At 50.1% G+C, this 25,315-nt stretch carries 21 protein-coding genes; 4 read left to right on the top strand and 17 right to left on the bottom strand.

Annotated features, from left to right (window positions below; translation table 11 throughout):
* Nucleotides 1-28: 28 nt before the first annotated feature.
* The 4 genes from B5D63_RS13290 to B5D63_RS13275 all read right to left on the bottom strand — a co-directional run bounded on the left by B5D63_RS13290 (nucleotide 29) and on the right by B5D63_RS13275 (nucleotide 6,428).
* The gene (locus tag B5D63_RS13290) at nucleotides 29-559 is read right to left on the bottom strand and encodes an RNA polymerase sigma-70 factor (protein ID WP_159456011.1); all 531 of its coding nucleotides are present in this window, start codon (nucleotides 557-559) and stop codon (nucleotides 29-31) included.
* Between the two features lie 260 nt (nucleotides 560-819).
* The gene (locus B5D63_RS13285; protein WP_078669271.1) at nucleotides 820-2,154 is read right to left on the bottom strand and encodes a TolC family protein; all 1,335 of its coding nucleotides are present in this window, start codon (nucleotides 2,152-2,154) and stop codon (nucleotides 820-822) included.
* Nucleotides 2,155-2,172: 18 nt separating this feature from the next.
* Nucleotides 2,173-5,304 (bottom strand): efflux RND transporter permease subunit, encoded by a 3,132-nt coding sequence (locus B5D63_RS13280; protein ID WP_078669270.1) that lies wholly within the window; start codon nucleotides 5,302-5,304, stop codon nucleotides 2,173-2,175.
* A 38-nt stretch (nucleotides 5,305-5,342) separates the two neighbouring features.
* On the bottom strand, nucleotides 5,343-6,428 hold the full coding sequence (locus B5D63_RS13275) for an efflux RND transporter periplasmic adaptor subunit (protein ID WP_078669269.1): 1,086 nt from the start codon (nucleotides 6,426-6,428) through the stop codon (nucleotides 5,343-5,345).
* 564 nt (nucleotides 6,429-6,992) lie between these two features.
* Between B5D63_RS13275 and B5D63_RS13270 the strand changes: the two genes are divergently transcribed.
* The 3 genes from B5D63_RS13270 to rnc all read left to right on the top strand — a co-directional run bounded on the left by B5D63_RS13270 (nucleotide 6,993) and on the right by rnc (nucleotide 9,238).
* A complete protein-coding gene (locus B5D63_RS13270) occupies nucleotides 6,993-7,229 on the top strand; it encodes an acyl carrier protein (RefSeq protein ID WP_012788038.1) in 237 nt (78 codons plus the stop codon).
* A gap of 23 nt (nucleotides 7,230-7,252) precedes the next feature.
* Nucleotides 7,253-8,506, top strand: a complete 1,254-nt coding sequence (gene fabF, locus B5D63_RS13265) for a beta-ketoacyl-ACP synthase II (RefSeq protein WP_078669268.1) — start codon at nucleotides 7,253-7,255, stop codon at nucleotides 8,504-8,506.
* A 63-nt stretch (nucleotides 8,507-8,569) separates the two neighbouring features.
* Nucleotides 8,570-9,238 carry a ribonuclease III gene (gene rnc / locus B5D63_RS13260; protein WP_235021531.1) on the top strand — a complete coding sequence of 223 codons (669 nt, stop codon included), beginning with the start codon at nucleotides 8,570-8,572 and terminating at the stop codon, nucleotides 9,236-9,238.
* Nucleotides 9,239-9,251: 13 nt separating this feature from the next.
* Here rnc and B5D63_RS13255 read toward each other — a convergent pair whose 3' ends face one another.
* The 10 genes from B5D63_RS13255 to B5D63_RS13210 form a co-directional block, all read right to left on the bottom strand.
* Entirely contained in the window at nucleotides 9,252-9,935 is a 684-nt protein-coding gene (locus B5D63_RS13255) for a GyrI-like domain-containing protein (protein WP_235021530.1), read from the bottom strand.
* 4 nt (nucleotides 9,936-9,939) lie between these two features.
* Entirely contained in the window at nucleotides 9,940-10,980 is a 1,041-nt protein-coding gene (locus B5D63_RS13250; protein WP_159456010.1) for a DJ-1/PfpI family protein, read from the bottom strand.
* A 105-nt stretch (nucleotides 10,981-11,085) separates the two neighbouring features.
* Nucleotides 11,086-12,048 (bottom strand): helix-turn-helix transcriptional regulator, encoded by a 963-nt coding sequence (locus tag B5D63_RS13245; protein WP_078669265.1) that lies wholly within the window; start codon nucleotides 12,046-12,048, stop codon nucleotides 11,086-11,088.
* A 281-nt stretch (nucleotides 12,049-12,329) separates the two neighbouring features.
* Nucleotides 12,330-13,364 carry a cytochrome d ubiquinol oxidase subunit II gene (gene cydB, locus B5D63_RS13240; protein WP_078669264.1) on the bottom strand — a complete coding sequence of 345 codons (1,035 nt, stop codon included), beginning with the start codon at nucleotides 13,362-13,364 and terminating at the stop codon, nucleotides 12,330-12,332.
* 11 nt (nucleotides 13,365-13,375) lie between these two features.
* The gene (locus B5D63_RS13235; RefSeq protein WP_078669263.1) at nucleotides 13,376-14,764 is read right to left on the bottom strand and encodes a cytochrome ubiquinol oxidase subunit I; all 1,389 of its coding nucleotides are present in this window, start codon (nucleotides 14,762-14,764) and stop codon (nucleotides 13,376-13,378) included.
* A 260-nt stretch (nucleotides 14,765-15,024) separates the two neighbouring features.
* Nucleotides 15,025-18,408, bottom strand: coding sequence for an ATP-binding protein (locus B5D63_RS13230; protein WP_078669262.1), 3,384 nt, complete (start codon nucleotides 18,406-18,408; stop codon nucleotides 15,025-15,027).
* Nucleotides 18,386-18,982: a DUF4194 domain-containing protein gene (locus tag B5D63_RS13225; protein ID WP_078669261.1), complete on the bottom strand. Its 597-nt coding sequence runs from the start codon at nucleotides 18,980-18,982 to the stop codon at nucleotides 18,386-18,388. The genes B5D63_RS13230 and B5D63_RS13225 overlap by 23 nt, the downstream gene beginning before the upstream one ends.
* A gap of 8 nt (nucleotides 18,983-18,990) precedes the next feature.
* Entirely contained in the window at nucleotides 18,991-20,454 is a 1,464-nt protein-coding gene (locus B5D63_RS13220; protein ID WP_078669260.1) for a DUF3375 domain-containing protein, read from the bottom strand.
* A gap of 87 nt (nucleotides 20,455-20,541) precedes the next feature.
* Nucleotides 20,542-21,450: a bestrophin family protein gene (locus B5D63_RS13215; RefSeq protein WP_078669259.1), complete on the bottom strand. Its 909-nt coding sequence runs from the start codon at nucleotides 21,448-21,450 to the stop codon at nucleotides 20,542-20,544.
* 9 nt (nucleotides 21,451-21,459) lie between these two features.
* Nucleotides 21,460-21,912 (bottom strand): LytR/AlgR family response regulator transcription factor, encoded by a 453-nt coding sequence (locus B5D63_RS13210; protein WP_078669258.1) that lies wholly within the window; start codon nucleotides 21,910-21,912, stop codon nucleotides 21,460-21,462.
* 200 nt (nucleotides 21,913-22,112) lie between these two features.
* Between B5D63_RS13210 and B5D63_RS13205 the strand changes: the two genes are divergently transcribed.
* Nucleotides 22,113-22,730, top strand: coding sequence for a redoxin domain-containing protein (locus B5D63_RS13205; RefSeq protein ID WP_159456009.1), 618 nt, complete (start codon nucleotides 22,113-22,115; stop codon nucleotides 22,728-22,730).
* Between the two features lie 29 nt (nucleotides 22,731-22,759).
* Here B5D63_RS13205 and B5D63_RS13200 read toward each other — a convergent pair whose 3' ends face one another.
* From B5D63_RS13200 to B5D63_RS13190, 3 genes are all read right to left on the bottom strand, one after another.
* Complete coding sequence (locus tag B5D63_RS13200) at nucleotides 22,760-23,644, bottom strand: AraC family transcriptional regulator (RefSeq protein WP_078669256.1); 885 nt, start codon at nucleotides 23,642-23,644, stop codon at nucleotides 22,760-22,762.
* Nucleotides 23,645-24,079: 435 nt separating this feature from the next.
* Nucleotides 24,080-24,529 (bottom strand): ester cyclase, encoded by a 450-nt coding sequence (locus B5D63_RS13195; protein WP_078669255.1) that lies wholly within the window; start codon nucleotides 24,527-24,529, stop codon nucleotides 24,080-24,082.
* Between the two features lie 61 nt (nucleotides 24,530-24,590).
* Nucleotides 24,591-25,169, bottom strand: a complete 579-nt coding sequence (locus tag B5D63_RS13190; RefSeq protein ID WP_078669254.1) for a Crp/Fnr family transcriptional regulator — start codon at nucleotides 25,167-25,169, stop codon at nucleotides 24,591-24,593.
* Nucleotides 25,170-25,315: the final 146 nt, after the last annotated feature.

The following is a 25,315-nucleotide window of genomic DNA, read 5'->3' as shown; positions in this document are numbered from 1 at the left end:
CGGTGTTATTTTCAGGATGAAAAGCTTATCAGCTGTGATGGTTGCCGAAATGGCTGGTCAGTTCTTTCCGGATATACTGAAGGGCTGCTGTCAGGTGATTCTTTACGGTAGCAGGAGAAATAGAGAGCTGTTCACCGATTTCGCGATGGCTGTAGCCATGGCTTCTGCTGAGCATATATACATTGCGTCGTTGCTCCGGCATATTCTCCACCAGTTTGTGTATGTGGTTGCTGAACTCTTTTTGCAGGAGCAGTTTTTCACCGCTGTTGGCAGTTTCGGCAGACTGGTTATCGGCCACTTTGGCCATCGCTTTTTTTTCGCGGTATAGTTTGCGTGTTTCGTCAATCACCAGGTTTTTAACATACACAAAAAGCAAAGGAAATACGTCCTGCCCTTCCTTTAGCTGGTGCATGTTTTCCCAAAGGCGAACAAAGCATAACTGGGTGATTTCCTGCGCTCTGTTGGCATCGCCCGTCAACTTGAACGCAAACCGGTATACTTTTAAATTGTTCTCCTCAAAAATCTTCTCAAATTGTGCTTTAGGCGGGCTATCAGACATAGTTCGAGGTTCTTGCATTATCCGGATATAAATATAAGCCGGCTATGTTACAGGAATGTTAAGGCCCGGATATTTCTCGCGCGAAGGCGCAAAGATTTTTGCCCGTATTTTAAGAAAATTTAAGAGCGCAAAGCGTGGAGAACAAAACGAAGATCTATTATAGTTTACAATAAATTAATCTTCTTTTTTATTCTTCGTGCTTTGCGCTCTTAAATTTTCTTAAAATACGGGCAAAAAACTTTGCGTCTTTGCGTGAAAGTTTACTGCAACAGGGAGCCGTTTAGCCGCTGCAATTCTGTCTCAGCCAGTTTGGTATTGTAGCGGGCCTGTATCAGCCGGTAGTTGGAATCTTCCAGGCTTTGTTGCGCCTGTTTTACCTCTATGGTGGTAGATACGCCCTGTTTGAAGCGTTCCAGCGCCACCATCATGTTCTCTTCTGCCAGCTCGTTGTTTTCTTCTTCCAGTTCCAGTGCCTTTTTGTAATATTCATAGTCTTTAAAGGCGTTGTTCAGCGACAGGTCTACCTGCGATTTGAGATTATCGAGTGTAATGTTTTGGAAATCAAAGTCTATCCTGGCATTTTTCACCTGTCTTTTTACGTTGAAGCCGTTGAAGATAGGGATAGCAGCAGTCAGCCCGTAGTTAAACACGCCGTTGCGGTTGAACCGGGGGCTGAAGTTGTTGGACGCAGCGTTGGACCTGTTGCGGTTATAATTGTAACCGGAGTTAAAGGTAACGACCGGAAAATAGTCTGCGCGGCGTTCCCTGATCGTCAGCGCGGAGATGTTGATGTTTTGTTGCTGTACCTTGATGGCAGTATTGTTGTTGGCTACGTTCTGCTGGAGGGTTACAAAAGACAGTCCGGCGTTGATGGGGATGGAATCCGGCACATCATAACCGGTGGCGCCGGCAGGTACGGCCATTAGCTGGTTCAGCAGCGCTTTGCTTTGTTCTATGAGCGTCAGCTGCCGCAACATCAGTGCTTTTTGTGCGTTGTAGTCTACCTTGGACTGCAGCAGGTCTGTTTTGGGACCGAGGCCGGTAGTGAATTTGGCATCGGAGAGTTTTACCCTTTCTTCAGAGATGGACAGTTGTTCTCGGACGGCGATCAGTTGTTGTTTCTGCTGCACGATGTTATAATAACCGTTGATCACTGTAGCGATGGAGTTTTGTATCTGGTCTTTGATGGCCAGTTCACCGAGGCCTTTGATCGCTTCCAGTTTTTCACGGGTGGCAAACATTTTCAGCCCATCGAAGAGCGTCCAGCTGAGGGTGGCGTTGGCGCTGATGTTATTGCCTTTGATGCCGCTGGTATCTCTTTTGGTGCCGTTGGCGAATTCCTGTTTGGTGGCGGTATTATTCCATGTGGTTCCCGCTGTGGCGTTGAGGCGGGGCACAAAGGCGAAATTCGCATAGGCGTAGTCGTTAGCCGACAGCTCTGCGGTATTTCTGGCCAGCCTGATAGAGAAATTGTTTTTAAGCGCCAGGTCTATGGCCTGCTCCAACGTGAGTATCTGCTGCTGTGCGGAGGCAGCCAGCGTACTTGCCGCTATGAGGATCAGGAGGAAGCCGATGCCGGTGATATATTTCTTCATAATAAATTTAATAACGGTTTATGCATGAGCGGCGGCTACATCTTCTTCTTTGCCTTCCAGTCTTTCTTCTTCATCGCTGTCTTCTGATTTGTTGCCGTGGCGGGAGAAGAAAGTATACATGGCCGGAATTACATACAACGTGAGGATGAGGGAGAAGACGATACCGCCCACGATCACAATACCCAGCGGAATACGGCTGGTGGCCGCGGCACCGAGCGACATGGCGATCGGTAAGGCGCCAAGGGCCATGGCCAGGCTGGTCATCAGGATGGGACGCAGACGCATCGCGGAAGCGTGTACGGCGGCATCGGTTTTGGAGAGGCCTGCATCCCGCTGGTGGTTGGCAAATTCCACGATCAGGATACCGTTTTTGGTTACCAGGCCAATGAGCATGATCACCCCGATCTGCGAGAAGATATTCCATGTCTGGTCAAACACCCAGAGTGACAGCAACGCGCCGGCGAAAGCGAGCGGTACGGTGAGCATGATGATCAGCGGATCTATCCAGCTTTCAAACTGTGCGGCCAGTACGAGGTAAATCAGTACGAGTGCCAGGCCCAGCGCAAACATAGTGTTGGAGCCGCTTTCTGCGTAGTCGCGGGAAGCGCCTGACAGCGCGGTGGTATAGGAGTCGTCAATGATTTTTTCGTTTTCCAGTTTATTATAGATGCGGTACATCTCTTTCAAACCATCGCCGATGGTTTTGCCGGGCGCGAGGCCGGCGGAGATGGTGGCTGACTTATAACGGTTGAAGTGATAGATGATCGGCGGACTGGTTTCCTCTTCGATGCTTACGACGTTGTCGAGCTGAATGGCTTCGCCGCGGGAGTTACGGACGTAGAGGTTCTGGAGGTCCATCGGGTCGTCGCGGTCGGCGCGGAATACCTGGCCCATCACCTGGTACTGTTTACCGTTGCGGATGAAATAGCCGTAGCGCAGGTTACTCAGTGCCAGCTGCAGGGTCTGGGAGATGTCCTGTACAGAAACGCCCAGCTGTGTGGCTTTGTCGCGGTTGATATGAATGCGCAGTTCCGGTTTATTGAATTTCAGGTCCACGTCGGTGCCCTGGAACACGGGGCTGCTGCCTACTTCGTCCATAAAGCGGGGCAATACGCGGGTCAGTGAATCGAAGTTGATATGTTCGAGTACGAAGGATACCGGGAGGCCGCTGCGGCGTCCTACTTGTATGGTTTGTGTTTCGATAGCGAATACTTTCCCCTGTGGGTACCGGATCATATTCCGGTTCACCATGTTCACGATTTCTTTCTGCGAACGCTGGCGGTCTTTAGGCTCGTTCAGCATTATGTTGGCGAAGGCGGAGTTCACCGCGCCGGCGCCGCTGAAGCCCGGGGAAGTAACGCTGAGGATGATTTTTTTCTCAGGAATGGAGTCTGCCAGGAACTTTGTGAGCTGGTCCACGTAGTTGTCCATGTAGTCGAAGGAAGTGCCTTCCGGCGTGGTAATGGACAGGCGGAACTGGCTGCGGTCTTCCAGCGGCGCCAGTTCGGCAGGCAGTGTCCTGAAGAGAAAATAGATCATCACCAGGCAGCCGGCGATCACCAGTCCTGCTACCCAACGGAAGCGCATAAACGATTCCAGTGAATTTTTATAGCCTTCTTCCATCCAGCGGAAGAAGGGTTCTGTTTTGGTATAGAACCAGGAGTGGGTATGTGTTTTGCGGCCCAGCTTTACGTTGAGCACGGGGGTGAGCGTCAGGGATACGAAAGCGGAGATCAGCACCGCGCCGGCCACCACGATGCCGAATTCGCGGAACAGCTGCCCTACGAAGCCCTGCAGGAAGATGATCGGCAGGAATACGAAGGCCAGTGTGATGGAGGTGGCGATAACGGCGAAGAAGATTTCTTCGGACCCTTCGCGTGCTGCGCGCATACGGGGTATACCGGCTTCTATCTTTTTATAGATGTTTTCCGTGACCACGATACCGTCATCCACCACGAGGCCGGTGGCCAGTACGATGGCCAGCAGGGTAAGGATATTGATGGTAAAGCCGCAGACATACATGATAAAAAATGCACCGATCAGGGACACGGGGATGTCTACCAGCGGGCGGAGGGCCATGAGCCAGTCACGGAAGAAGAGGTATACGATGAGGATCACCAGGGTGAGGGCGATGATCAGGGTTTCTTCTACTTCCTCGATGGATTTTTTGATAAACCGGGTGTTGTCCATCGCGATGTTCACGGTGAAGTCTTCCGGGATATCTTTTTTCAGTTGTTCGAATCTTTTATAGAATTCGTCCGCGATGGCTACGTAGTTGGAGCCGGGCTGCGGGATGAGCGCCAGGGCGATCATGGGGTTACCGGATTCTTTGAGGATGGTTTCCTCGTTTTCCGGGCCCAGTACGGCCTGACCGATATCACGGATGCGTATTTCGCTGCCGTTGATATTTTTGATGATGAGGTTATTAAAATCGTCTTCTGTGAAGAGGCGGCCGAAGGTGCGCACGGTGAAGTCGGTGGCGTTGCCCGCGATTTTACCGGAGGGCAGTTCCACGTTTTCCCGTTGCAGGGCGGCCTGTATGTCGGAGGGGGTGAGGCTGTAGGATGATAGTTTGGCGGGGTCCATCCAGATACGCATGGCGTATCTTTTTTCGCCCCATATCTGAATGGCGCTCACGCCGGGGATGGTCTGCAGTTTCTCCAGCAGTACGTTGGTGCCGTATTCGGTTACCTGCAGCTGGTTGCGGGTGTTGCTCTGTACCGTCATGGAGATGATGGCGTCGGAGTTGGCGTCCTGTTTGGACACTACCGGGGGCGCATCGATATCGGGCGGGAGGCTTCGGAGGGCCTGGGACACTTTGTCGCGCACATCGTTGGTAGCGCCTTCGAGGTCTTCCCCCAGTTCAAATTCCACGGTGATATTGCTGCTGCCCTGGCTGCTGCTGGAAGATATGTTTTTGATACCGGCTACCCCGTTGATGGATTTTTCCAGGGGTTCGGTGATCTGTGTTTCGATGATATCTGAGTTGGCGCCGGCATAGGATGTACGTACGTTCACGATAGGCGGGTCGATAGCCGGGAAGTCTCGCACTCCAAGGAAGGTAAAGCCCACGAGACCGAATATCACGATGATGATATTCATCACAATTGCCAGAACAGGGCGTTTGAGTGATAATGAAGGTAGACTCATTTCAGTGATGTATTACGAATGACGAATCGTCATTGCTATTATTGTATTTTATTGAATTTCAATGGCATACCTGGTTTCAGCTGGAGGATGCCGGTGGTGACTACGGTATCTCCCGGTTTCAGGCCGCTGGTGATTTGTACGCTGCTTTCCGTGCGAATGCCTGTTTCCACGACTACGAATTTGGCTTTGCCGCTATCGGCCACAATGACTTTTTTATCACGGGTACCGGGGATGACTGCCTGGGAAGGTATCATAAGGGCTTCCGGCAGGTTGCGCAGGGTAATTTTCACTTTGGCGAAGGAGCCCGGGAAAAGGACGCCGTGGTTGTTGGGGATAATGGCCCTGAGTTTGACGGTGCGGGTGGTCAGGTCAATTTTCGGGTCGATGGCGTAGATGCTGCCTTTGTATTCGTTATTATCGCCGGCCACGAGGAAATTGACCTGGTCACCGTTTTTGATGACATTACGGTATTTTTCCGCCACGGCGAAGTCCATTTTAAGCGGATCTATCTGTTGCAGGGTGGTGATAATGGTAGCGGAAGAGACGATGGCGCCTTCGCTGACATTGCGGAGGCCCAGTTTGCCGCTGAACGGAGCGCGGAGCTCGGTTTTCTGCAGCTGGGTCTGGGTGTATTCGATATCCGCCCCGAAAGCGCTGACCTGGTTGCGGGTTACGTCTACGTCCTGGCGGCTGATACCGTTTATTTTGAGCAGGTTTTCCTGGCGTTCAAGGGTGGTTTGGGCCAGTTGCTGCTGTAATTTGAGTTTTTGCAGTTGGGCGCGGAGGTCTTCATCGTACAGTTTTACGAGGAGGTCCCCTTTTTTCACGTTGGTGCCTTCTTTAAAATAGAGGTGTGTGATGCGGCCGTTGATTTCCGGCTTTACCTCCACTTCTTCGTTGCTTTGTAGCGTTCCGCTTGCTTCAATGGCCTGGTCGAGGGTGGAAGTTTTTACAATCCAGGCGTCCGTCAGTGGCTGTCTGGCGCTGGCGCCTTTAGCGGCGGCGCCATTGGAGGCGGCAGCGGCTTCCTTTTTACCGGTTATTTTTTTATAAGCCAGGAAGAGCACGATACCGACAGCTACCAATATAATAATGGAGCGGACTGTTTTTTTGGTGTTGGGCATGTTAATGAGCCTTTTTGCGATTCGCTTTTAGTGATAAATGACCGAAGGAGCCCCCATGGGCTATTTGATTAACTAGAAATTTGGTTATTGAAGAACCGATGAAATGGTCAAATGTTTAAATAACCGAATAACCTGATAGTGGTGGCTTCCCATAAGCCGGACAAATTTAATAAATGGCGATTGTGTATGTATGGTGCGACTGTTAAATAGCGTTAAGGCGTTAGATAAGTGGTGAAAAAGCGGGTTAAATGGACATTAAAATGGGCTGACTGTGGGCGTAATTGAATATTTGGCCATTTCAGGAGGTGGCCGTTAGCATTTTTTCCCGGAGGAGGTGGCATACCCGAATGGGTATATGAGGGGGGTAAAAAGGGGGGATATGAGGCTTCCAAAAGGGGGGTATGACAGAAAATCTTTAATTAACAAAGTGCAGAATATGTTTACTGTATTGGGTTTGGCGGGATTGTCCGAAGTGGCAGGGGGTTAAAATTCGGGCTATCTGTTGGCAATTCAATAAAAATTATATTTTTGCAGTCAAGTTTTAAACCAAAAACACTTAAAATTATGTCAGACATTGCATCAAGAGTTAAAAAGATCATCATTGACAAATTGGGCGTTGACGAAGCCGAGGTAACTCCTGAAGCCTCCTTCACCAACGACTTAGGCGCTGACTCTTTGGATACGGTAGAACTGATTATGGAATTCGAAAAAGAATTCAACATCTCCATTCCTGACGAACAAGCTGAAACTATTACTACTGTTGGCCAGGCAGTTGCTTACCTGGAAGAACATGTAAAATAATCCTACTAATCAGAATTGTTTTAATGCAACCAAGACGAGTTGTCGTTACAGGTTTAGGCGCTCTTACACCGCTCGGCAATTCCGTAGCTGAATTTTGGCACGGATTGGCGAACGGTGTATCCGGCGCGGATTACATCCGTCAATTTGACGCTTCCAAGTTCAAAACCCGTTTTGCTTGTGAACTGAAGAATTTCGACCCTACCAACTACCTGGATAAAAAGGAGGCCCGTAAGATGGACCCCTTTACACAGACAGCGGTGATATCCGCAGATCAGGCTATACAGGACGCCAATATCAACAAAGACATGATCAATCTGGATCGTGCCGGTGTGATATGGGGTACCGGTGTTGGTGGGATGATCAACTTCAGCCATGAGCTGAAAGAATTTCATACCGGAGACGGGACTCCTCGTTTCAGCCCATTCCTGATCACCAGGCTTATCCTTGACATTGCTGCTGGTTCTATTTCTATCCGCCACGGCTTCAGGGGGCCTAATTTCTCTGTTGTATCTGCCTGTGCATCCGCCACCAATGCTATCATTGAGGCTATGTACAGCATCCGTTACGGTAAAACCGACCTCGTCGTTACCGGTGGTTCGGAGAATGTGATCAACGAGCCTTGTGTGGGCGGTTTCAACGCCATGAAGGCTTTGTCCGAAAGAAACGATGATCCTAAAACGGCTTCCCGGCCTTTCGACCTCGACCGTGATGGTTTTGTGATGGGAGAAGGTGCTGGCGCGCTGGTACTGGAATCATTGGACCATGCGTTGGAAAGAGGTGCAAAAATTTATGCAGAGCTGGCCGGCGGAGGCGCTACTGCGGATGCTCATCATATTACCGCCCCTCATCCGGAAGGACTGGGTGCGATGAACGTGATGCGGCAGGCATTGGCGGATTCCGGTTTACAGGCAACTGATATTGATTATATCAATGTACACGGTACTTCTACCCCACTTGGTGATATCGCGGAAGTAAAGGCTATTCAGAAAGTGTTTGGTGAACATGCTTATGACCTCAACATCAGCTCCACCAAATCCATGACTGGTCACCTGCTCGGTGCTGCCGGCGCCATTGAATCCATCGCCAGCATCATGTCTATCATCAATGGTGTCGTACCACCCACGATTAACCATTTTACTGACGATCCTCAGCTAGACCCGAAATTAAATTTTACCTTTAACACCGCACAACACAGAGAAGTGAGAGCCGCATTATCCAATACCTTTGGTTTTGGAGGTCATAATGCTTCTGTTATTTTCAAAAAATTTGTTCCTTGATCTTTTGATGGTGTGAAATTACTGCCAGGATTTTTATATCGACTCGTATCCAAGAAGCGGCACTTGTACAAAGAGCTTACCAGCCTGTTGGGATTCCCGCCGGGTAACTTTGCCCTGTATGAGATAGCCCTTAGCCACCGCTCGAGCAAAGAGAAGTTCCTCGAAAGCAATGAGCGGCTGGAATACCTTGGCGATGCCATCCTGGGAGCCATTGTGGGCGACTATCTCTTTAAAAAATATCCTTACAAAACAGAAGGATATCTCACGGAGATGCGCTCTAAAATCGTGAACCGTCAGCAACTCAATGATATCGCTATCAAAATGGGGCTGCGTAAACTCACCATCTACGACAAGTACAATAGCTTCCTGAAGATCAGCCAGATCTTCGGTAATACCCTCGAAGCATTGGTCGGTGCGGTATACCTCGACCGCGGCTATAATAAAACCCAGCAGTTTGTTCACAAACGTATCCTCATGCCGTACATTGATATGGACATGCTGGAAAGCGTGGAAATGAACCACAAGAACAAACTGTACGGCTGGGCCAATAAAAACGGTAAAGTCCTCGAGTTTGAACTGCTCGATGAACAAATGGACAACGGCCGGCGCATTTTTACTGTAGGCGCTGTAGTAGACGGTGAACTGATTTGCACCGGTAAAGCCTTCAATAAAAAAGACGCCAGCCAGATCGCCGCGCAGCAGGCCATTCAGCAACTGGGTCTGTCAGACTGATATTGCTCCCCACTTATTTTACAGGATGCCGCAGAATGGTCTTGAGCCGCTCCGGCGCTGTTTTCCTGAAATCAGACAGGTATATTTCATGATGCCTGCCATTCATCTGCAAGCCATGCTCGTGCATGAACGCGTCCATCTGCTGCAGTGACGCAGGTTCTTCACTGAACGGCCCGATGTGCATCATCTGCACGGATTTCCCCTCTTCCATCGTTTTAAGGTCCACGTTTCTGAACAGGAGCGACTGCTTCTTTTTCTCAGCAGAGAGTACCGCGGCAGACAACTGTTGCCGGGTAACGTGATCGGGCATACGAATAGCCAGCTCATACATCCATTCGCTGCGGGGTACCAATAACGGATCTACGGAGGTGTCTTTCACCCACCAGAAGCCTTCCAGTTTGCTGATGGTGAAATCGTCGCCGGCCTTTTTGCATTGGGCTTTGATACCATAGGCCACGGTATAGAGTGCGCCGGTATTTTCGGCAAAAGATTCCCCGTTGGGATCGCCCTGACCGTTGATGGTCAGGAACAATCCCTTTTCGATGACAGCCAGCTGTGGCTTGGTTGTGGCTGAATAATAGCTTTTGAAAGCTTTGGTGAGGTCCAGTTTAGTCATATCCGTTAGGTTGAGTGTATAATCAAGTTTAAATCCTGTCAGTAATAACAGTGCCCAGCCAAGGGCATTCCTGTATTTCATGTTATCAAGGTTTTATAACACCGATCTGCACATTGGTGATATTTTGATCGGGCTGATTGAAGTCATATTGGAAATATTGCTCCCGGTTATAACCGCTCATCTGAATGCCCAGTGCCTGCATGGCGCCTATCAGTTTACCGTAGGTATCGCCCAGTTTGTCCCATCCGCCTTCATGGGTGTTGCTGATACAATCGAAGGCGGGCAGGGTTTCACATTTGTAGGGCGCCGGTACCGGGGCGGTGGCTGTCACCGGCAGGCCGATATCCAGGCGGAAGATGGTTTCGGGGTTGCCGTCGAACTGATGATAGTGCCATTGTACCGGGCCGGATACTTCCAGTCCTGCGCCGATGGCCTGCCGGTACATTTCCAGCGTGGCGGTACGTACCAGCGGCAGCATGCCGGCCATATTCACTTCGTAGCTGCGGAAAAAGAAAGGGAGTGGCGGCACATGGCTGAATTTCAGCGTGGAACCGGCGGCATCGAAGAAGCCGAACCAGAAAGCCAGCTCTTTTTTATCGAGCAGCCCGAGGGCGGTATAGATCTCTTTGGTAAAAGGCACCATGGCGGTACCGGCGGCGGTGATCAGGTTACCGCCGGTGACAGCTGGCTGGTTCACGTAATGGGCGGCGCCTTTATAGGCGGGGGCCATCATTTGCAATACCTGTGCGTCGTTGCCGGTGTGGGGCACGTGGTCCAGCAGGCCGTGGTTGCCGAGGAAAGCGGTGGCGTCGCAGATGGCGGCCAGCAGCCGTCCGCTTTCCAGCTGTTTGCGGAGCAGTGGCAGCAGGGCCTCGTGTTCGCTGCTGCTGGCAATGGTGGTGCCGCCGGGGATGATCAGCAGGTCAATGTCAGCTGCTATGGCCTGTTCCAGGCTTTGTTGCGGCTGTACGCTTACATTACCGCCGGAGGTAACCGGCTGACCGTCCAGTGAAAACGGCACTACCCATATGTCGGTAAAGTTGTTCAGTCCAAAGATAGCCAGAGCCGGCTCCCAGTCGGAATAGCCGTTGTACACATATACATAGCAGTTGCGTTGCGCTTTCATATTGTTCATTTTTAATTACAATACAAAGCAAAGCACGGGGTGTGACAACCCTATGTCAGGAGAAATTATAAATTTATTTATGTAGTCATTTTCTGGTTTAAACGACTACAGGAGATAGTGGTCTTTGAGTTCGGTGACCAGCTCCCGCATGGTGTCTTTGAGGGCCTGTGGCTCCAGTACGGTGACGCCATTACCGTACATCATGAGGTAACGGCCGAGGTAATGCACGCCGGAAGTAAGGAAAGTCAGCTCCACCTGTTCGTCCCTGGTCACTTCGTCCATCAGGCCGAAGTAGTAGAGCTGGTTGCGCATGTAGCGGCGGAGGTCTTTATTGACCGATATCTTCACCAGCAGCGTTTTCTCAGGGGCGGAACTGCGGCGTTGCTCCAGGTATTCCTGCAGGGAGATACGTTTATCTTTTTTATAATAGGTAGATGTCAGACTGAGTTTGCGGATACGGTCTACCCGAAAGTCGCGGTAGCCCTGCCGGAGGCGGCACCAGGCGATCAGGTGCCAGTTGTTGCCATCATGGAAGATACCGATGGGCTCTGCTTCCCGCCGGGTGGCTACTTCTTCCTGGAAGGAAAAGTACTCCATGTTGACTACCTGTTGGTGGCCCAGTGCATGTTGCAGTTCAGACAGGAACCGGTTAGGGAAATTATTCTCTTCCACCGGCCCGTAGCTCCGCTGTACCACGATGTTGTCATCGAGGGATTCCAGGAAGTCTTTTTCAGATCCGCGCAGCACCGACCTGATTTTCTCCATGGCGAAGCCGAACTGTTTCCTGCTGGAGTGGTCGCTGAACTGCTCCATGAGCTTCCCTCCTGTCAACAGCGCGCCCGCCTCCTCTTTGGAGAACATCACGGGCGGCAGGTGGTAACCGTCCACAATATAGTAGCCGGTGCCGGCTTCGGCCCCGATAGGCACACCGGCCTCCTGTAAGGCTTTAACATCGCGATATACAGTACGCAGACTGATATTGAACCGCTCGGATATTTCGGCGGCCTTTACTATTTTTTTGCCCTGTAACTGGATCAGGATGGCTGTTAGCCTGTCGATACGGTTCATGAAATTGCCAGGTTGAGACCTCTAATTTCGGTCGCTGAAAATTATTTTTTATTTTTTTTTTGTGCTCCATTAAACTTTGGGGTGATTAAACTGTCTTTAATACGGACGAAATCTCTGGAAAATAGTTAAGTAGTTGATTTCGAGAGTTGTATGAATTTCCGGAGATATACAAACACGATGCTACAGTACAGAATATAGGTTAAATGGTAAGCCCCTGCAATTTCTTGCGGGGGCCTTTTTTTGACCCCATGATGGCCATGGATATTGCTGATTCATCTTTGTTAATAACTCATATCGGTCAGTTTCACCTTGCCGCGGAAAGTCCAGAAAACAAAAGTGCTGTAGGCGATCACCAGCGGTGTTCCAACCGCTGCTATCAGCAACATGATCCTTAACGATTTATTGGAGGAGGCTGCCTGGTAAATGCTGATGCTGTATGCCGGGTCGGTGGTAGACAGGACGATGTTGGGATACAATCCTACGGCAAACAGGATCAGCAGGCAGGAGGTGATAATACAGGAATAGAAGAAAGCGGTAAAGTACTTCCGGGCATCGATGTTCCGCTTGATGTTCAGCAGGATAAACACGGCCACCATCGGCAGCAGAAACAACTGCGGATGATTTTTAAACTGATGCGTCATGTGCGGAATGTATATCAGTGTAGCCATTGACGTTAGAATGAAGCACAGGATGAAAAATTTACTGCAGTTATTCACCATGATGGTGAGTTTGGCGTAGAGGCGGTTTTCTGTTTTCATCACCAGGTAAATGGCGCCGTGCAGCATAAACAGTGACAGGGTGGTGAAAGCGATCAGGATCGCATAAGGATTAAAGAACGTCCACAGGTTGCCGGTAAATTCATGTTCTTTATTAATGGGCAGCCCGTGGATAAGATTGCCCAGCACCAATCCCAGCAATAGTGTGATAGCCGTGCTGGACACGGTATAAGAGATGTCCCACATTTTGCGCCACCACGGCCACGGCTCCTTACTGCGGAATTCTATGGAGATGGCCCTGAAAATGAGCGCTACCAGGAACAGCATGAAAGGAATATAGAAAGTGGAGAAAATGACGCCGTATACCAGTGGAAAACCAGCAAACAATGCGCCGCCGGCAATCACCAGCCATACTTCGTTGCCGTCCCATACAGGTCCGATTGCATTGAGCACCAGCCGCCGGCTTTCTTCCTTGTTAAAAAACAGGTGTAACGAGCCGGCCCCGAGATCAAAGCCGTCGAGCACGCCGTAACCCGTGATCAGTCCGCCGATCACTAAAAACCACCAGGTGGGAAGGTCCAGTCCGAGAATTGTTTCCATGCAACTGTATTTTAAGAAGGAAGATTTGCCATATTATTGGGATAGTACTGATCGTGATCGTCGTCGTGTTTGCTGCCTGCTATGTCCGGTCCATGTTGTATTTTACGGTTCAACAGGTAGAGGAACAACGCAAAGAGCAACATATATACCAGCGTAAATAATACCAGCGAAAACATCACCTGGTCTGCCGTTACTTTTTTGGAAAGGGCGTCGGACGTGCGCAACAGTTTATATACTACCCAGGGCTGCCGGCCCACTTCCGCGGCATACCAGCCTACCTGGTTAGCAATCTGCGGCAGTAACACCGCCCATGCGAAGATGATCATCAGCCATCGTTGCTGAAACAGTTTTTTTCTCCATAGCAATATCAAAGCCAGCAGGGTGAGGCCAATCAAAGTCATCCCGATGGAGATCATAATATGATAGGTCTGGAAGATGAAGTTGACCGCGCCGGGCCTGTCCCGTGGCGGCGTGGCGCGTAAGCCCTCTACCGGCGCATGGAAGCTGCCATGCGTAAGGAAAGACAGCCCCCCCGGAATTTTGATACCAGTGGTTTTCTGCTCTTTGTTATTGACCCAGCCGATGATGTACATGTCTGCCACTGCCAGGCTATCATAATGGCCTTCCATAGCGGCCAGTTTGGCCGGCTGGTATTTGCTGACATAGTGTGCGGAACGGTGCCCCGTGAAAAGCTGTGCCAGCGCAGCGATCACAGCTACTGCCAGGCCGACTTTAAACATGGCCTGCGCGTGCTCCACAAAACGTTTTTTCAGGATATACCATGCACCTACGCTCATCACCAGGAAAGCCCCTGCGAGGAAAGCGCCGATGATCACGTGGGCATAACGGTCCATGCTGGAAGGGTTATTGACCATTTCCCAGAAGTCGGTCACCACGGCCCTGGCGCCAAGATCATGTCCTTCTATGCGGTAACCCGCCGGTGTTTGCTGCCAGGAATTGGCAATCACGATCCATAAGGCAGACAAGGCAGAGCCGACGGCCACCATGATGGTAGAGAAATAATGTACGGCTTTGTGTACACGGTCCCATCCAAACAGCAGCACGCCCAGGAAGGCGGATTCCATGGCAAACGCAAAGATTCCTTCGGCCGCCAGCGCACTTCCGAAGATGTCGCCTACATAATGCGAATACGTGGCCCAGTTGGTGCCAAACTCAAACTCCATCACAATACCGGTAGCGACGCCTATACCAAATATCAGCGCGAAGATCTTGATCCAGAACTTCGTGATTTCTTTATATAACAGTTTTCCCGTTTTCAGGTATAACCCCTCCATTATCACCAAACACAGCCCCAGCCCGATGCTCAGCGGGGGGTAGATGTAATGGAATGCTATCGTAAAAGCAAACTGTATCCTGGATAGTATTTCAACGGAAGGCATAATACTCGATTATGGTCACAAAGTTAGGAGCTGTGTCAATCTGCCAAGCTGATGTTTATCATGTATGTATAAATATATAATATTTTCTCACGCGAAGTTCACGCAAAGGCGCAAAGCAGCAAAGCATGCAAAGATTTTTTTAAGTTTAAGATAAGAAAGCAAAGGAGCGGAGATCAAATTTGATCTCCGCTCCTTTGCTTTCTCTGCCCGCTTATATTTTATTCTTTGTGTGCTTTGCTGCTTTGCGCCTTTGCGGGAAACTACGCTTCCATGGTTTCGAACTCTTTTTTCCTTTCCCTGTATTCTTCCATGGTAAAGTTGTACACTACGGAGTCGCGTTTGTTTTTGTTGGATACAAAGTGACAGGCATGAATATACGGTTCTGCGATATTCAGTTTGTCCAAAGGCGTTACCACCAGCAGCTGGAGGTTGAGCTGACCACAATATTCCATGAGGTAGTGGCTCTTTTCCGGGTCCAGTTTGCTGAAGGCTTCGTCCACGGTGATAAAGCGCAGGCTGCGGTGCTGGCGGTTGGCTTCGTTAATACCGAACTGGTAGGCGATGGCGGCGCCCAGGATGGTGTAGGTAAACTGGGCTTTCTCTCCACCGGAAAGGCTGGCGGTATCCTCGTAGTATTTAAAGGCTTTATTATCGGCCACATAGTATTCTTTGGCGCCGAAGTCGAGCCAGTTGCGCACATCCGTTACCTTACGGCGCCACGCTTCATTTTGCTGCAGCTCGGTGATCAGTACTTTGATGTTTTCGAAGAGCTGTTCGCCGTAGGCTTCGTCTTTCTCCAGGTGGTACTTCATGGAGTCTGGCACGGCGCCGCTTAGTTTCTCTTTGAAGTTGCGGATCTCCACATCTTTCACATGGCGGCATTCCAGCTGGAGGTAGGTGTCCGGGTTTTTGTTGAAGGTGATGTTACGGAGCGGTTCGTTGAGATCGTCCATTACTTCACGGATCAGGTCTTCCTGACCGTATATCCATGCCCGGTAGTTGGTGATAGCGTTGAGCATGCTGGTGTCCATGTATTTACGGAAACGTTCCTTGTGCTCTATGAGGCGCTGGTATTTGATGTTTTCATACAGCGACGTGAATTCGTCGAGGTATCTGACATGCGGCTGCAGGTCGCTGACGTCGCCGAGCCATTCGGGATAGGCATCGTGGATGGCTTTGGAGGGCATCACGAAAGCGGACAGCTGCCGGGTGATTTCTGCTTCTTTTTCGGCCGACTGGCGCAGGGCATCGTGCAGGGTGGCGTTCAGGTTGTCGTTTGCCCGTTTACGATAGGACGCCAGTTCAGCGGTGGTTTCAGCCGGTTCGGTGAGAGACAGGTCGGAGAGGTATTCCAGTACATATTGCAGCGATACGTCGTCCAGCTTATTTACTTTCAGCTGATTAAAATGCCGCAGCTTTTCGGCGGCTTTATCATCGATACGGCCTTTTTCCTGCAGGGCCCTTTCTTTTTCTTTCTCCTTGTCCTGTATCTGGGCAATGGCTTCGTCGAGCTGGTCGCAGATAGCCTGGTATTTATCGCTGGTTTTGAGCAGCTGGGCTTTTTCGCGTGCAAAAGATTCGATTATGCCGGCATGTGTCTGCCAGTTGATTTCGCTGTAGTTGCGGAGCGAGAGGAAAGCGTTCAGCAGGGTGTTGACGGTGGTGATGGCCTTGCGGCTGTTTTCCAACTGGGAGATGCTGTGCTGCAATGTTTCGATGTTGCTGCCGCATTCGTCCTGTTCTGCCTTGAGTAGCCGCAGTTTGTTTTTATTGTTCCAGCCGAGTACGTAGTTGTTCTGTTGTGAGCGGTTGGGGCGGTCGTCTTTTTCGTGGCGTGTAGCCTGCCGCGTTAGTCCGCTGGAAGTAACGGCTTTGCGGGATTTGTTAAACACGGCCATGTCATCGGTGCAGGTATAGTCAAACTGGTCCAGCAGCTGGTTTTGCAACCATTCTTTAAAGATGGTGCCGGGTTTGATTTCTATTTTCTGCAGGAGGCTGTCCTTTTCGGTAGGCATCCTGAGCATGGTATAATTTTCGTCTTCCACTTTATGGTAGACGAGGCGTGTTTGCAGGTTGTTGGAGTTGATGTATTTGTTGATGTCCATGATGTACTCTTCCGGTACCAGCAGGCGCAGGCCGAAGTTGTGGAGTACTTTTTCGATAGCGTTTTCCCAGCGGCTTTCGGTGTCTTTCACGCGTATCAGTTCCCCTACGAAGGGCAGGTCGTCTTCCTGCACGTCCAGCATCTCTGCCAGTTGCTGGCGGATGCGTACCAATTCGTAGGGGATATTGTTTTTGCGGTTGAGGAAGGATTCGATTTCTTCTTCCAGCCGTGTGATCTGTGCTCTTTCGGCGGTGAGGCTGCTTTTGTAGTGGAACATTTCTTCCTGCAGCGTTTCCAGTTGTTTATCGTGGGCGCTTTTGAGTTGTTCGGCGCCGGAGATGTTTTCGTGGAACTGCTGTTCGTCCGGATTGGGGGCCAGTTCCAGGCGGTCGGCGAGCATGTTGTACTCTTCCATCTTATTACGTTTGCCTTCGAGGGCTTTTTGTTCGTAATGGATGGATTTTTCGATGGAGCGCAGTTGTTCATCGACGCTGTTATTGGCTTTCTGTGCAATCAGCTCGTCTTTGCGCAGGTTCATGGTCTGCAGGTGCTCGTTGATACCGGTGAGGATGGTAGTGGTTTTCTGCTGCTCCTTTTGCAGTGCTTCCAGTTCCTTTTCCAGGATATCTTTTTCCTGTTTGTTGAACCATGCCGGCAGAATGTCCTGCAGCATCTGGAGTTCGCGGTTGCGGTCCTGCAGTTCCTGCCAGGCGGTTTTGTTGGCGATGATGGGTTCCAGCATTTTGAGCTGGGTTTCATCTTTCTGGATGGCGCGGTGGCTGGACAGGAGGCTGTCGTAGTTTTCGCGCAGTTTCAGGAATTCGCCTTCTGCGTCGGTTTCTTCGAGCATCTGGCTGCGGATGAAGGTATTGAGGTCGCCCAGTACCTTGATGCCGACGGTCTGGTTGAAGAGCGACAGGGCTTTTTCGCTGCGCAGGCCGAAGATATTGCTGAAGAGGGCGGCGTATTCTTTGAAGCTGTCGGTGATTTCTGTTTTCGGGTATTCGAGGCGGAGTTTCTTTTTCCAGTCGCCTTTCATATCGAATTTACCTGCGCCAAAGTGGTCGTTGATATTGAGTTTGTGGGGGGAGACGATGAATTGTCTTTTCAATTCCCCGGAATACCAGCGTACCTGCGCCAGTGTGATCTGGTGCATAGTGGCGGCGTTGTAGAAATAGGCCAGCAGTACGGAGTACGGGTTGTTTTCCTTGTGGCGGAGCTGTTCTGTTTTGGACTGCAGCGAGTCTTCCGAGAAGGTTTTGCCGTAGTATCCCCAGAAATAGGATTCTTCGCCGCGGTCTTTACGTTGGTCCGTTCCGGACGACTGGTTATAGAAGCGTTTGCCGGCTGGCACTAGCAGTGTCAGCAGGGCGTCGATCAGTGTTGTTTTTCCGCTGCCGTTGGCGCCGGTGAGCAGGGATGTTTGCCCACTGGTATTGACACGGTATATTTTATTGTGGAACGTGCCCCAGTTGTATATTTCAAGATATTGTAACCGGAACCCGCTTTCTTTGGAATCACTGTTGAACAGGGTTGACATGCAATTTTAGTTTTGATTTGATTTCTTCCAGTTTTTCGTTGTTGACCAGTGCTTTGATCACCCTTTTTACTTCGTATTGATGCAGCTCTTTATTGGCTGCGTCTTCGCGGGTAGCTTTGAGGATACCGATGTTCAGCAGGCTGTTGATGGGTTTGTTCAGGTCTTTGAGCAGTTTGGATTTGTTGTTCCGCTCTTTGAAGAAGAGGGCGAGCCTTTCCTTGATTTCCTTTTGTGTCATGAACAGCCGGGTGCCGTTGCCTTTGATGTCAAATTCATCGAGGGCTTCGCGGAGCACGATGCAGAGCAGGGTGGCTTCGTAGGTGAGCCTGGTTTTACGCATCAGGCGCGGCAGGGGTTTGTCGCCGGAGGTATCGTCTGCTTCGGGTTGCAGGATACGGGCGAAACCGTCGCTTTCGTTGATGATGAGTTGCAGTCCTACCTGGTTCAGGTATTTGCTGAGTTCTGTCTGCCAGCCCAGCAGGTCTTTCCAGTAAGCTTTGTCTTCTTCGTACACGGGACCCTGCATGAGTTTGAGGAACACGTGCGCAAAGGGAGAAATATTGTTATCGGCCATGTTTCGTTTTAGTTTTGAGCGTTTGTGAACAGCACCATCGGCATGTTGATGACGCGGTTGCCCAGGGATACCGGATCTGGTGTTTCCAGTATGATGTGGCTGGATGACTGGCTGGCGATGGAGAAATAGGTGATGAGTTCTGTCAGTCCTTTCTCGGTGCCATAGATATCTACCAGTTCCTTCAAACTGATCTGTTTTTTGTTTTGTAATTGGGTGCTGATGCGGTCTTCGAGGAGGGCGCGGTCGATGTTAAAGTGGTTGAACAGCGCGTCCATATCGGCGTCGGAGAAGTCGTTGCCACCGATGCCTTTGGGGAATTCCACGTCGGGGTGTGTTTTTTTATCGTCTGCCATCTCCCAGCGGTCCAGCATATCTATTTCCGGGTCGCTTTCCATGTCGATATAAAATTCTTCTCCGGGTATGTTGTCGAGTGTCTGGAAGGCGAGTTGCCGGATGTCGTTGATAAGCTCCATGGCTTTCCGGTGATCGGTGAGGTTTTTCTCACTGAGGACGCGGCTGAGTTTGTCGCTCAGTTTTTTGTTGGCGTCGATCACTTTTTTGCCGGAGGCGTGGAGGAACTGTTTGAGTTTTTTGAGGAAGCGGTCGTTTTTGTAGTCGATGTTCCGTTCTTCGAGCAGGTTATAGAGTTTTTCGATGAGCGCCCGCATTTCTTCCTGTTTGGTTTCGTCCATGAGGAACTGCCAGAAGGAGTAGAAGCTTTTGCCCTGGTCTTTCTGGCGGAGGGCTTCGAAAGAGTCGAGGGTATAGGCCAGGAGGGCGCCTTTAGCGATATCGCGTTCGCTTTGTTTACGGTATATCTCCTGGGTGATCTGTTCGAAATTCTGTTCCACCTCCTTGAAATCGCTGAGGAGTTCTCTCGACATGCGGTTTACATCGTAGCACCTTTCTTTGATCTGGGTGTCGTCGAACACCTGGACTCTTCCGGTGATGGTGATGCTTTTGATCTCCTGTTCTATTTCGAATTTCTTTTTTTCCAGTTCCTGGATGCGTTGTTTAGGGTCTTTGTTGCTTTGGTCCACCAGTTCCTTCAGTTTGGAAAAGATGTCTTTAAAGCGGCTTTCAGTGCCCACAAATTCCCTTTTCTGGAGGGTGGATACCCAGTGCATCACTTTTTCCATGTCGCTGCTGAGTTCATGGATGTCGTTGCCGTCGTCGTCGGGATACTTCCGGAGGAAGCCTTTATTGCTCCATTGTTCCACATATTTCCGGGCTCGTTCGTCTTCATTGTCGAGTAGGCCGGTGGCGTCTATTTCGTCATCTGTGGCGCGGTAGCCGGTAGCCACGAGGTAATCGGACAGACGGGTGACCAGTTCCACATTGGGAATGGTGGTATGGTTTTTCTCCTTGAATGTTTGGTGAAAAAATGACAACATCATTGGCGCGCTACGTGCCCGGAGTATCTTTAGTGTGATGGACTGGGCATATAGATTACATAATTGATCATAAGTCATGCGGTAAAAATACGGAATTACCTGTTATGAATAATGATTTCCGGGGTTGTGACCCGGTATGCAGGTCCGGCGTGTCACTCGTCATTTTTACATAATATATAGCCCGTCTGCCTTGGGTTTGACGGGTTGGGGCACCGGTTCTTCGCCCATTAGTTCTATCAGGTTGATTTCGATGGTGCGGGCGATGCTGTCGAGCGGGATGCCCAGGGGGTGGTATTCGAAGGGGTTCATCAGGGTAATGCCGTTGAGGTGGGTGACATGGAACACGAAGCCAAACACCCATCCGAAGAGGATGGACCAGGCGCCGATGGATTCGGTCATCATCAGGGTATTCAAGATCACGTAGAACCAGATGAACAGGCGGGTGAAATAGACGTAGCTGGGTGGGAAGACGGTATTTTTGATGCGTTCCGACTTGCCCATTTCGTCGCAATGTTTGACCAGCATATCGTTGAGCTCAAGGAAGGCGAAGCCGTCTACCACGCCGGTCTTCCGGAGTTGCTGGAGGTCGGCCGACTGGAGGTTGAGCAGGGCGTTGGGAATATTCTGATGTTGCTGAACGTAGTCGATTTCTTCTTTGGTAAGGTAGCGGGTGTAGTAGTCGTCGGGGAGTTTCCGGAGGTTGGTTTTCAGGGCATATACGAAGGAGAGGTGGCGGTAGATCATGTGGCGGACGAAGGTCTGTTGTTCCTGGTCACCGTCGGTCTGTGTGTAGTGGAGCAGACTTCTGGCCCAGGAGCGGGAGTCGTTGACGAGCGCCCCCCAGATCATGCGGGCCTCCCACCAGCGGTCGTAGGCCTGGTTGTTATTGAAGCCGATAAAAAAGGCGATGGCAGTACCCAATACGGCCGATACGGCCACCGGGATGGCTATATGGGCAGAAAGCCAGTATTTGTCCACAAAAAAAACAATGGTGCAACAAAGCAGCAACATCAGGTCTACCTTCCAGGTGAAGGTGAAAATCTGTGCGAAAGAGAGACGGTGTTTCAGCAGCATATGTCTGATTTATTTCTTCAGCAATTTATCCTTTAAAATGGTATTCATCACGCTGTCTTTTAATCCCCTGGAAACCGGTACGGAGGCTTGTCCCATAATGATGATATTGCCTTCGATGCTGGTAATTTTCCGGGTATTGATGATATACGATTTGTGGGTTTGAACAAATTCCGGACCGGTTACATTTCCAGCCACCGCTTTCAGGGTGGAACGGGTCAGGTATCGTCCGTGGGTGGTATGGATGTACACGTAGTTTTCCATCGCCTCTATAAAGATAATGTCTTCCAGCAGTACCCGTATCAATTTTTCTCCGGTTTTGAGATAGATGTCTTTTTCTGCCGCGGAGTGGGATATCGGCGGGGAAAATACTTCCCGGGCGCGGTTGGCGGCTTTGAGGAAACGTTCGAACGGGATGGGTTTCATGAGGTAATCGATGGCGTCCGGTTCAAAACCTTTGGGCATATTGTTCGCAGGCGGTGGTAAAGATCACTAAACCATATCTTATAATTCTCTAAAAATGAATTAATTATGTTTTTAAACATATTTAGTCTATAGATTTAATAGGATAATAAGTTTTTTCCCTATCTTTGTATCATTATAAAACCAGCATGATAAAACCCCTGCAACGGAATATTTTATCAGCCATTAAAAAAAGAGCGAACATGTCTACCTTACACCGTTACGCAGATTACCTGCCAGCCCCGATAGCCGATCAGTTTCCCAGCCCGGTAAGGAACAGGGAGCGTATTCGTCCGTTAACAGCCGGTCAGTTTTTTTCAGACTTTTACCTGGAAGAAGAGAATGTGATCAATGAGGGGCCTTTGCTCAAAGCGGGGGCCGGTGGTACTTCGTTGCATTTGCTGACAGCGCAGCCGCTGGTAGTAGCTTTTTATTCAGTTAACTGGAATGGCTACGGAGATGCGCTGATGGCTGAACTGATAGCCAAACATGCTGCCATAGAAGCAGCCGGAGCGCGTTTGCTGGTACTGTCCAGCGAAGGGAAAAAGCACTTCTCTCAATTCAACCGTCAACCGCTGCCTTTTGACGTGGTGCGGGACGTGCAGCACCGCATCGCCCGCAAGGCTGGTATTTACAAGGAGTCCGATCCCATCTGGGGCCGTGTTGCCGGTGTAAACGCTGATGTGCCTGTTCCGGCAGTTTATCTGGTTACGCCTTCGTTTGAAATTACCTACAGCTTTGCAGATGTAAACCTTGAACGCCGATTTTCTGCGGACGAGCTGTTGGCTGTGGTAGACAAACAGTTGGCCATCAGCGCGTAATACTATTACGTACCCCCGTTGCAGTTACATTATACGAAAGTTCGTGTTCCGGAGGCGGTATAAGCCATCCGGAACGCTTTGGGCGTACAGTCTTTTTTCTTTTTGAAGATGCGGTTGAAATTGGAAATGTTATTAAACCCGCATTTGTAAGCTATTTCATTAACGGTATGCGTGGTTTCTATCAGCATCCGGGAGGCATGCCCCAGCCTTATTTCTATCAGTGTATCCACAAACGTTTTCCCGATCCTTGCTTTGAAAAAACGGCTGAAAGCCACGTCTGTCATAGCTGCCAGCTTCGCGGCCTCGTGCAGCGAGATATTCTTGTCAAAGTTATTATTGAGGTAATGCATGACCTTTTCCACGCGACGGCTGTTATATGAAAATGTTTCCAGGTTGCGGAAAGTGGCGTCTGAAAGGATGCGCATATTCCGGCTGGTAGACAGGTCGTGCAGGATAGACATAAGTTCCAGCACGGAATCGAAGCCTTGTTTTTGTGGCAGGTGTACCAGCCGGGGCATAATCTGCCGGGTGGTTTCTGTAGAAAAAAGAATCCCGCGGAGCGATCGTTCGAACATGTTTTTAATAAAACTCATCTGATTGCGTTGCAGGAATTTTTCATCGAACAGGTCGCGGTGAAACTGAATGGTGATTTCCTTGATCACGCTGCCTTTATGCTTGTGGGTGAACCACCCGTGCTGCAGGTTGGGGCCTACCAGCACCAGTTCCAGGTCTTCAATATCTTCGATGTGGTCGCCAATAATGCGCCGGGCGCCGGTGGCGTGCTGAATGAAGTTGAGTTCAAATTCTTCATGATAGTGCAGGGGAAAGTCAAAAACTGTTTTTTCCCGGGAGAAAAGGGTGAAACAATCGCTTTGCGTCAGCGGGGTGATCTCGCGTAGTAGTTTGCTTTTCATGTACCATATTTTGGTGAACGTGGAATGTCTTGATTTTCTGCCTGTAGCATCACCAGGGATAAAAAAGCATCATTTTTTTATTGTTCCTGTAATAAAACGTAAAGCCGGATGCTGGTATGTAATAATAAGGATAATCGCTGATTTTAACTAGGGCTGTCGTGGGAATTTGTCGGGATATATTATTGGAAAAGATTATCAAAGTATAACTAAAAGATAATAAAGTATTACCGGCTTGTTGAAATAAAAATCATTTTTACAACTGGTAGCGGCCGTGTTACGTTTGCCAGCTACGAAGGACCGGTTGCATTTTGTATTCCACATGTTCATGGTAGGGGCGCCTCCCGGCAGCGCAGCCTGTTTGTGCGGCAGGAAAAGCTATTGCGCACAAACAGGTTGCGGTGGGTATAACATTCAATTAGCGGTATCACCTCCGGATTACCGCTTGTCCGCTGCTTTAGGCTGGCAGCCCGTCAACTGGGCCGCTTCGTTCAGTTGACGTTCCACTGTATTGCCATCTACTATCGCGCGGTGTTCGATGATCTGTCCGTCTTTGATGGCGAAGGAGCGGAATCCGCTGGTGACGGCTGTTTTGCCCGTTGCAGGAATACCTCGCCATAAGCCGGTATGTTTCAGGTGCATGGAGATGCGGACCATGCAGCGACCGGGTTCGGCGAGGTGTTCCTCAATGACCGTCAGCGGTTCAAACGACTGGTGTACCTGGTCTATCCATTGTTTCAGGCCGGTGGCGTCCGGCGGCATGCCTGCGGGGAGCGAATAGTCTTTAAATGCCGGATGCAGGAAAGTATCGAGCAGACTGGTGTTGCCGTTGTTCCACGCTTCACTGATGAAGCGGACAATCAGGTCTTTTTGTTCGGTGAGATGCATATCGTGACTGTTTTATGCAACAAAGGTACCACTGGTGCAGCGGCGCCGGTTGCGTCAAACGTCACAAAACGCGGCGGCGGATGCGGCTGAGTGTTTCGCGGGAAATGCCGATGTAGGAGCTAAGTTGTGTAAGAGATACACGTTGTATCAGTTCAGGCTGGTGGGTTAACAGGTACTGGTAGCGTTCTTCCGGGCTGTGGGTTTTCAGCCAGTCGGCGTGTGCCTCTCCTGCGATGGCCAGCAATTCCAGGCGTTCGCGGCCGAAGGCGGTGATGGCCGGAGATTGTTCATACAGTGCGGCGAGTGTGTCTTTATGCCAGCGGAGGAGGACAGAACGCTCTGTGGTGGCCAGATGATAAGCAGAGGGTTCATTGTTCCGCAGGCTTTTCATATTAGTGACAAAACTGTTTTCGAAGAAAAAGGCGGTGTTTACCTCCCGGTGATGATGATCGTAGAATGCCCGGCAGGCACCTTTTTCCACGAGCCAGATATGCTGACAGGTCTGTCCTGCCTGCAATACATGGTCACCCTGTTTGACCATGTGAATCTGTGCCGCATTCCACAAGAGTTCTTTGGAAACGTTGTCCAGACGCGACTTGTGGAGGACGGAACTGTCGAAACAAACGATTGTTTTTTTCATGGGAGGTGCTGCTAAAACAAGCTGGCAGGCTGTAAAAATACTCACTACTAGGTATTTTAACAATCCTTTCCATCACTTACCTTTGTTCTACGCAGATATTCACTGCTATCTGCTAACTGTCACACAAGGCTAATACTGTTCCAACA

Origin of the sequence: Chitinophaga eiseniae (assembly GCF_900167135.1) — a bacterium.
GTDB classification, from domain to species: Bacteria; Bacteroidota; Bacteroidia; order Chitinophagales; family Chitinophagaceae; genus Chitinophaga; species Chitinophaga eiseniae.
The sequence above is the reverse complement of the archived record's forward strand: the minus strand, read 5'-3'. Positions and strand labels throughout refer to the sequence as shown.

What these genes read in the sequence shown, in the direction of transcription:
- B5D63_RS13290 (WP_159456011.1), bottom strand. Translation starts at nt 559, where the DNA reads ATGTCTGATAGCCCGCCTAAAGCACAATTTGAGAAGATTTTTGAGGAG.
- B5D63_RS13285 (WP_078669271.1), bottom strand. Translation starts at nt 2,154, where the DNA reads ATGAAGAAATATATCACCGGCATCGGCTTCCTCCTGATCCTCATAGCG.
- B5D63_RS13280 (WP_078669270.1), bottom strand. Translation starts at nt 5,304, where the DNA reads ATGAGTCTACCTTCATTATCACTCAAACGCCCTGTTCTGGCAATTGTG.
- B5D63_RS13275 (WP_078669269.1), bottom strand. Translation starts at nt 6,428, where the DNA reads ATGCCCAACACCAAAAAAACAGTCCGCTCCATTATTATATTGGTAGCT.
- B5D63_RS13270 (WP_012788038.1), top strand. Translation starts at nt 6,993, where the DNA reads ATGTCAGACATTGCATCAAGAGTTAAAAAGATCATCATTGACAAATTG.
- fabF (WP_078669268.1), top strand. Translation starts at nt 7,253, where the DNA reads ATGCAACCAAGACGAGTTGTCGTTACAGGTTTAGGCGCTCTTACACCG.
- B5D63_RS13255 (WP_235021530.1), bottom strand. Translation starts at nt 9,935, where the DNA reads ATGAAATACAGGAATGCCCTTGGCTGGGCACTGTTATTACTGACAGGA.
- B5D63_RS13250 (WP_159456010.1), bottom strand. Translation starts at nt 10,980, where the DNA reads ATGAAAGCGCAACGCAACTGCTATGTATATGTGTACAACGGCTATTCC.
- B5D63_RS13245 (WP_078669265.1), bottom strand. Translation starts at nt 12,048, where the DNA reads ATGAACCGTATCGACAGGCTAACAGCCATCCTGATCCAGTTACAGGGC.
- cydB (WP_078669264.1), bottom strand. Translation starts at nt 13,364, where the DNA reads ATGGAAACAATTCTCGGACTGGACCTTCCCACCTGGTGGTTTTTAGTG.
- B5D63_RS13235 (WP_078669263.1), bottom strand. Translation starts at nt 14,764, where the DNA reads ATGCCTTCCGTTGAAATACTATCCAGGATACAGTTTGCTTTTACGATA.
- B5D63_RS13230 (WP_078669262.1), bottom strand. Translation starts at nt 18,408, where the DNA reads ATGTCAACCCTGTTCAACAGTGATTCCAAAGAAAGCGGGTTCCGGTTA.
- B5D63_RS13225 (WP_078669261.1), bottom strand. Translation starts at nt 18,982, where the DNA reads ATGGCCGATAACAATATTTCTCCCTTTGCGCACGTGTTCCTCAAACTC.
- B5D63_RS13220 (WP_078669260.1), bottom strand. Translation starts at nt 20,454, where the DNA reads ATGACTTATGATCAATTATGTAATCTATATGCCCAGTCCATCACACTA.
- B5D63_RS13215 (WP_078669259.1), bottom strand. Translation starts at nt 21,450, where the DNA reads ATGCTGCTGAAACACCGTCTCTCTTTCGCACAGATTTTCACCTTCACC.
- B5D63_RS13210 (WP_078669258.1), bottom strand. Translation starts at nt 21,912, where the DNA reads ATGCCCAAAGGTTTTGAACCGGACGCCATCGATTACCTCATGAAACCC.
- B5D63_RS13205 (WP_159456009.1), top strand. Translation starts at nt 22,113, where the DNA reads ATGTCTACCTTACACCGTTACGCAGATTACCTGCCAGCCCCGATAGCC.
- B5D63_RS13200 (WP_078669256.1), bottom strand. Translation starts at nt 23,644, where the DNA reads ATGAAAAGCAAACTACTACGCGAGATCACCCCGCTGACGCAAAGCGAT.
- B5D63_RS13195 (WP_078669255.1), bottom strand. Translation starts at nt 24,529, where the DNA reads ATGCATCTCACCGAACAAAAAGACCTGATTGTCCGCTTCATCAGTGAA.
- B5D63_RS13190 (WP_078669254.1), bottom strand. Translation starts at nt 25,169, where the DNA reads ATGAAAAAAACAATCGTTTGTTTCGACAGTTCCGTCCTCCACAAGTCG.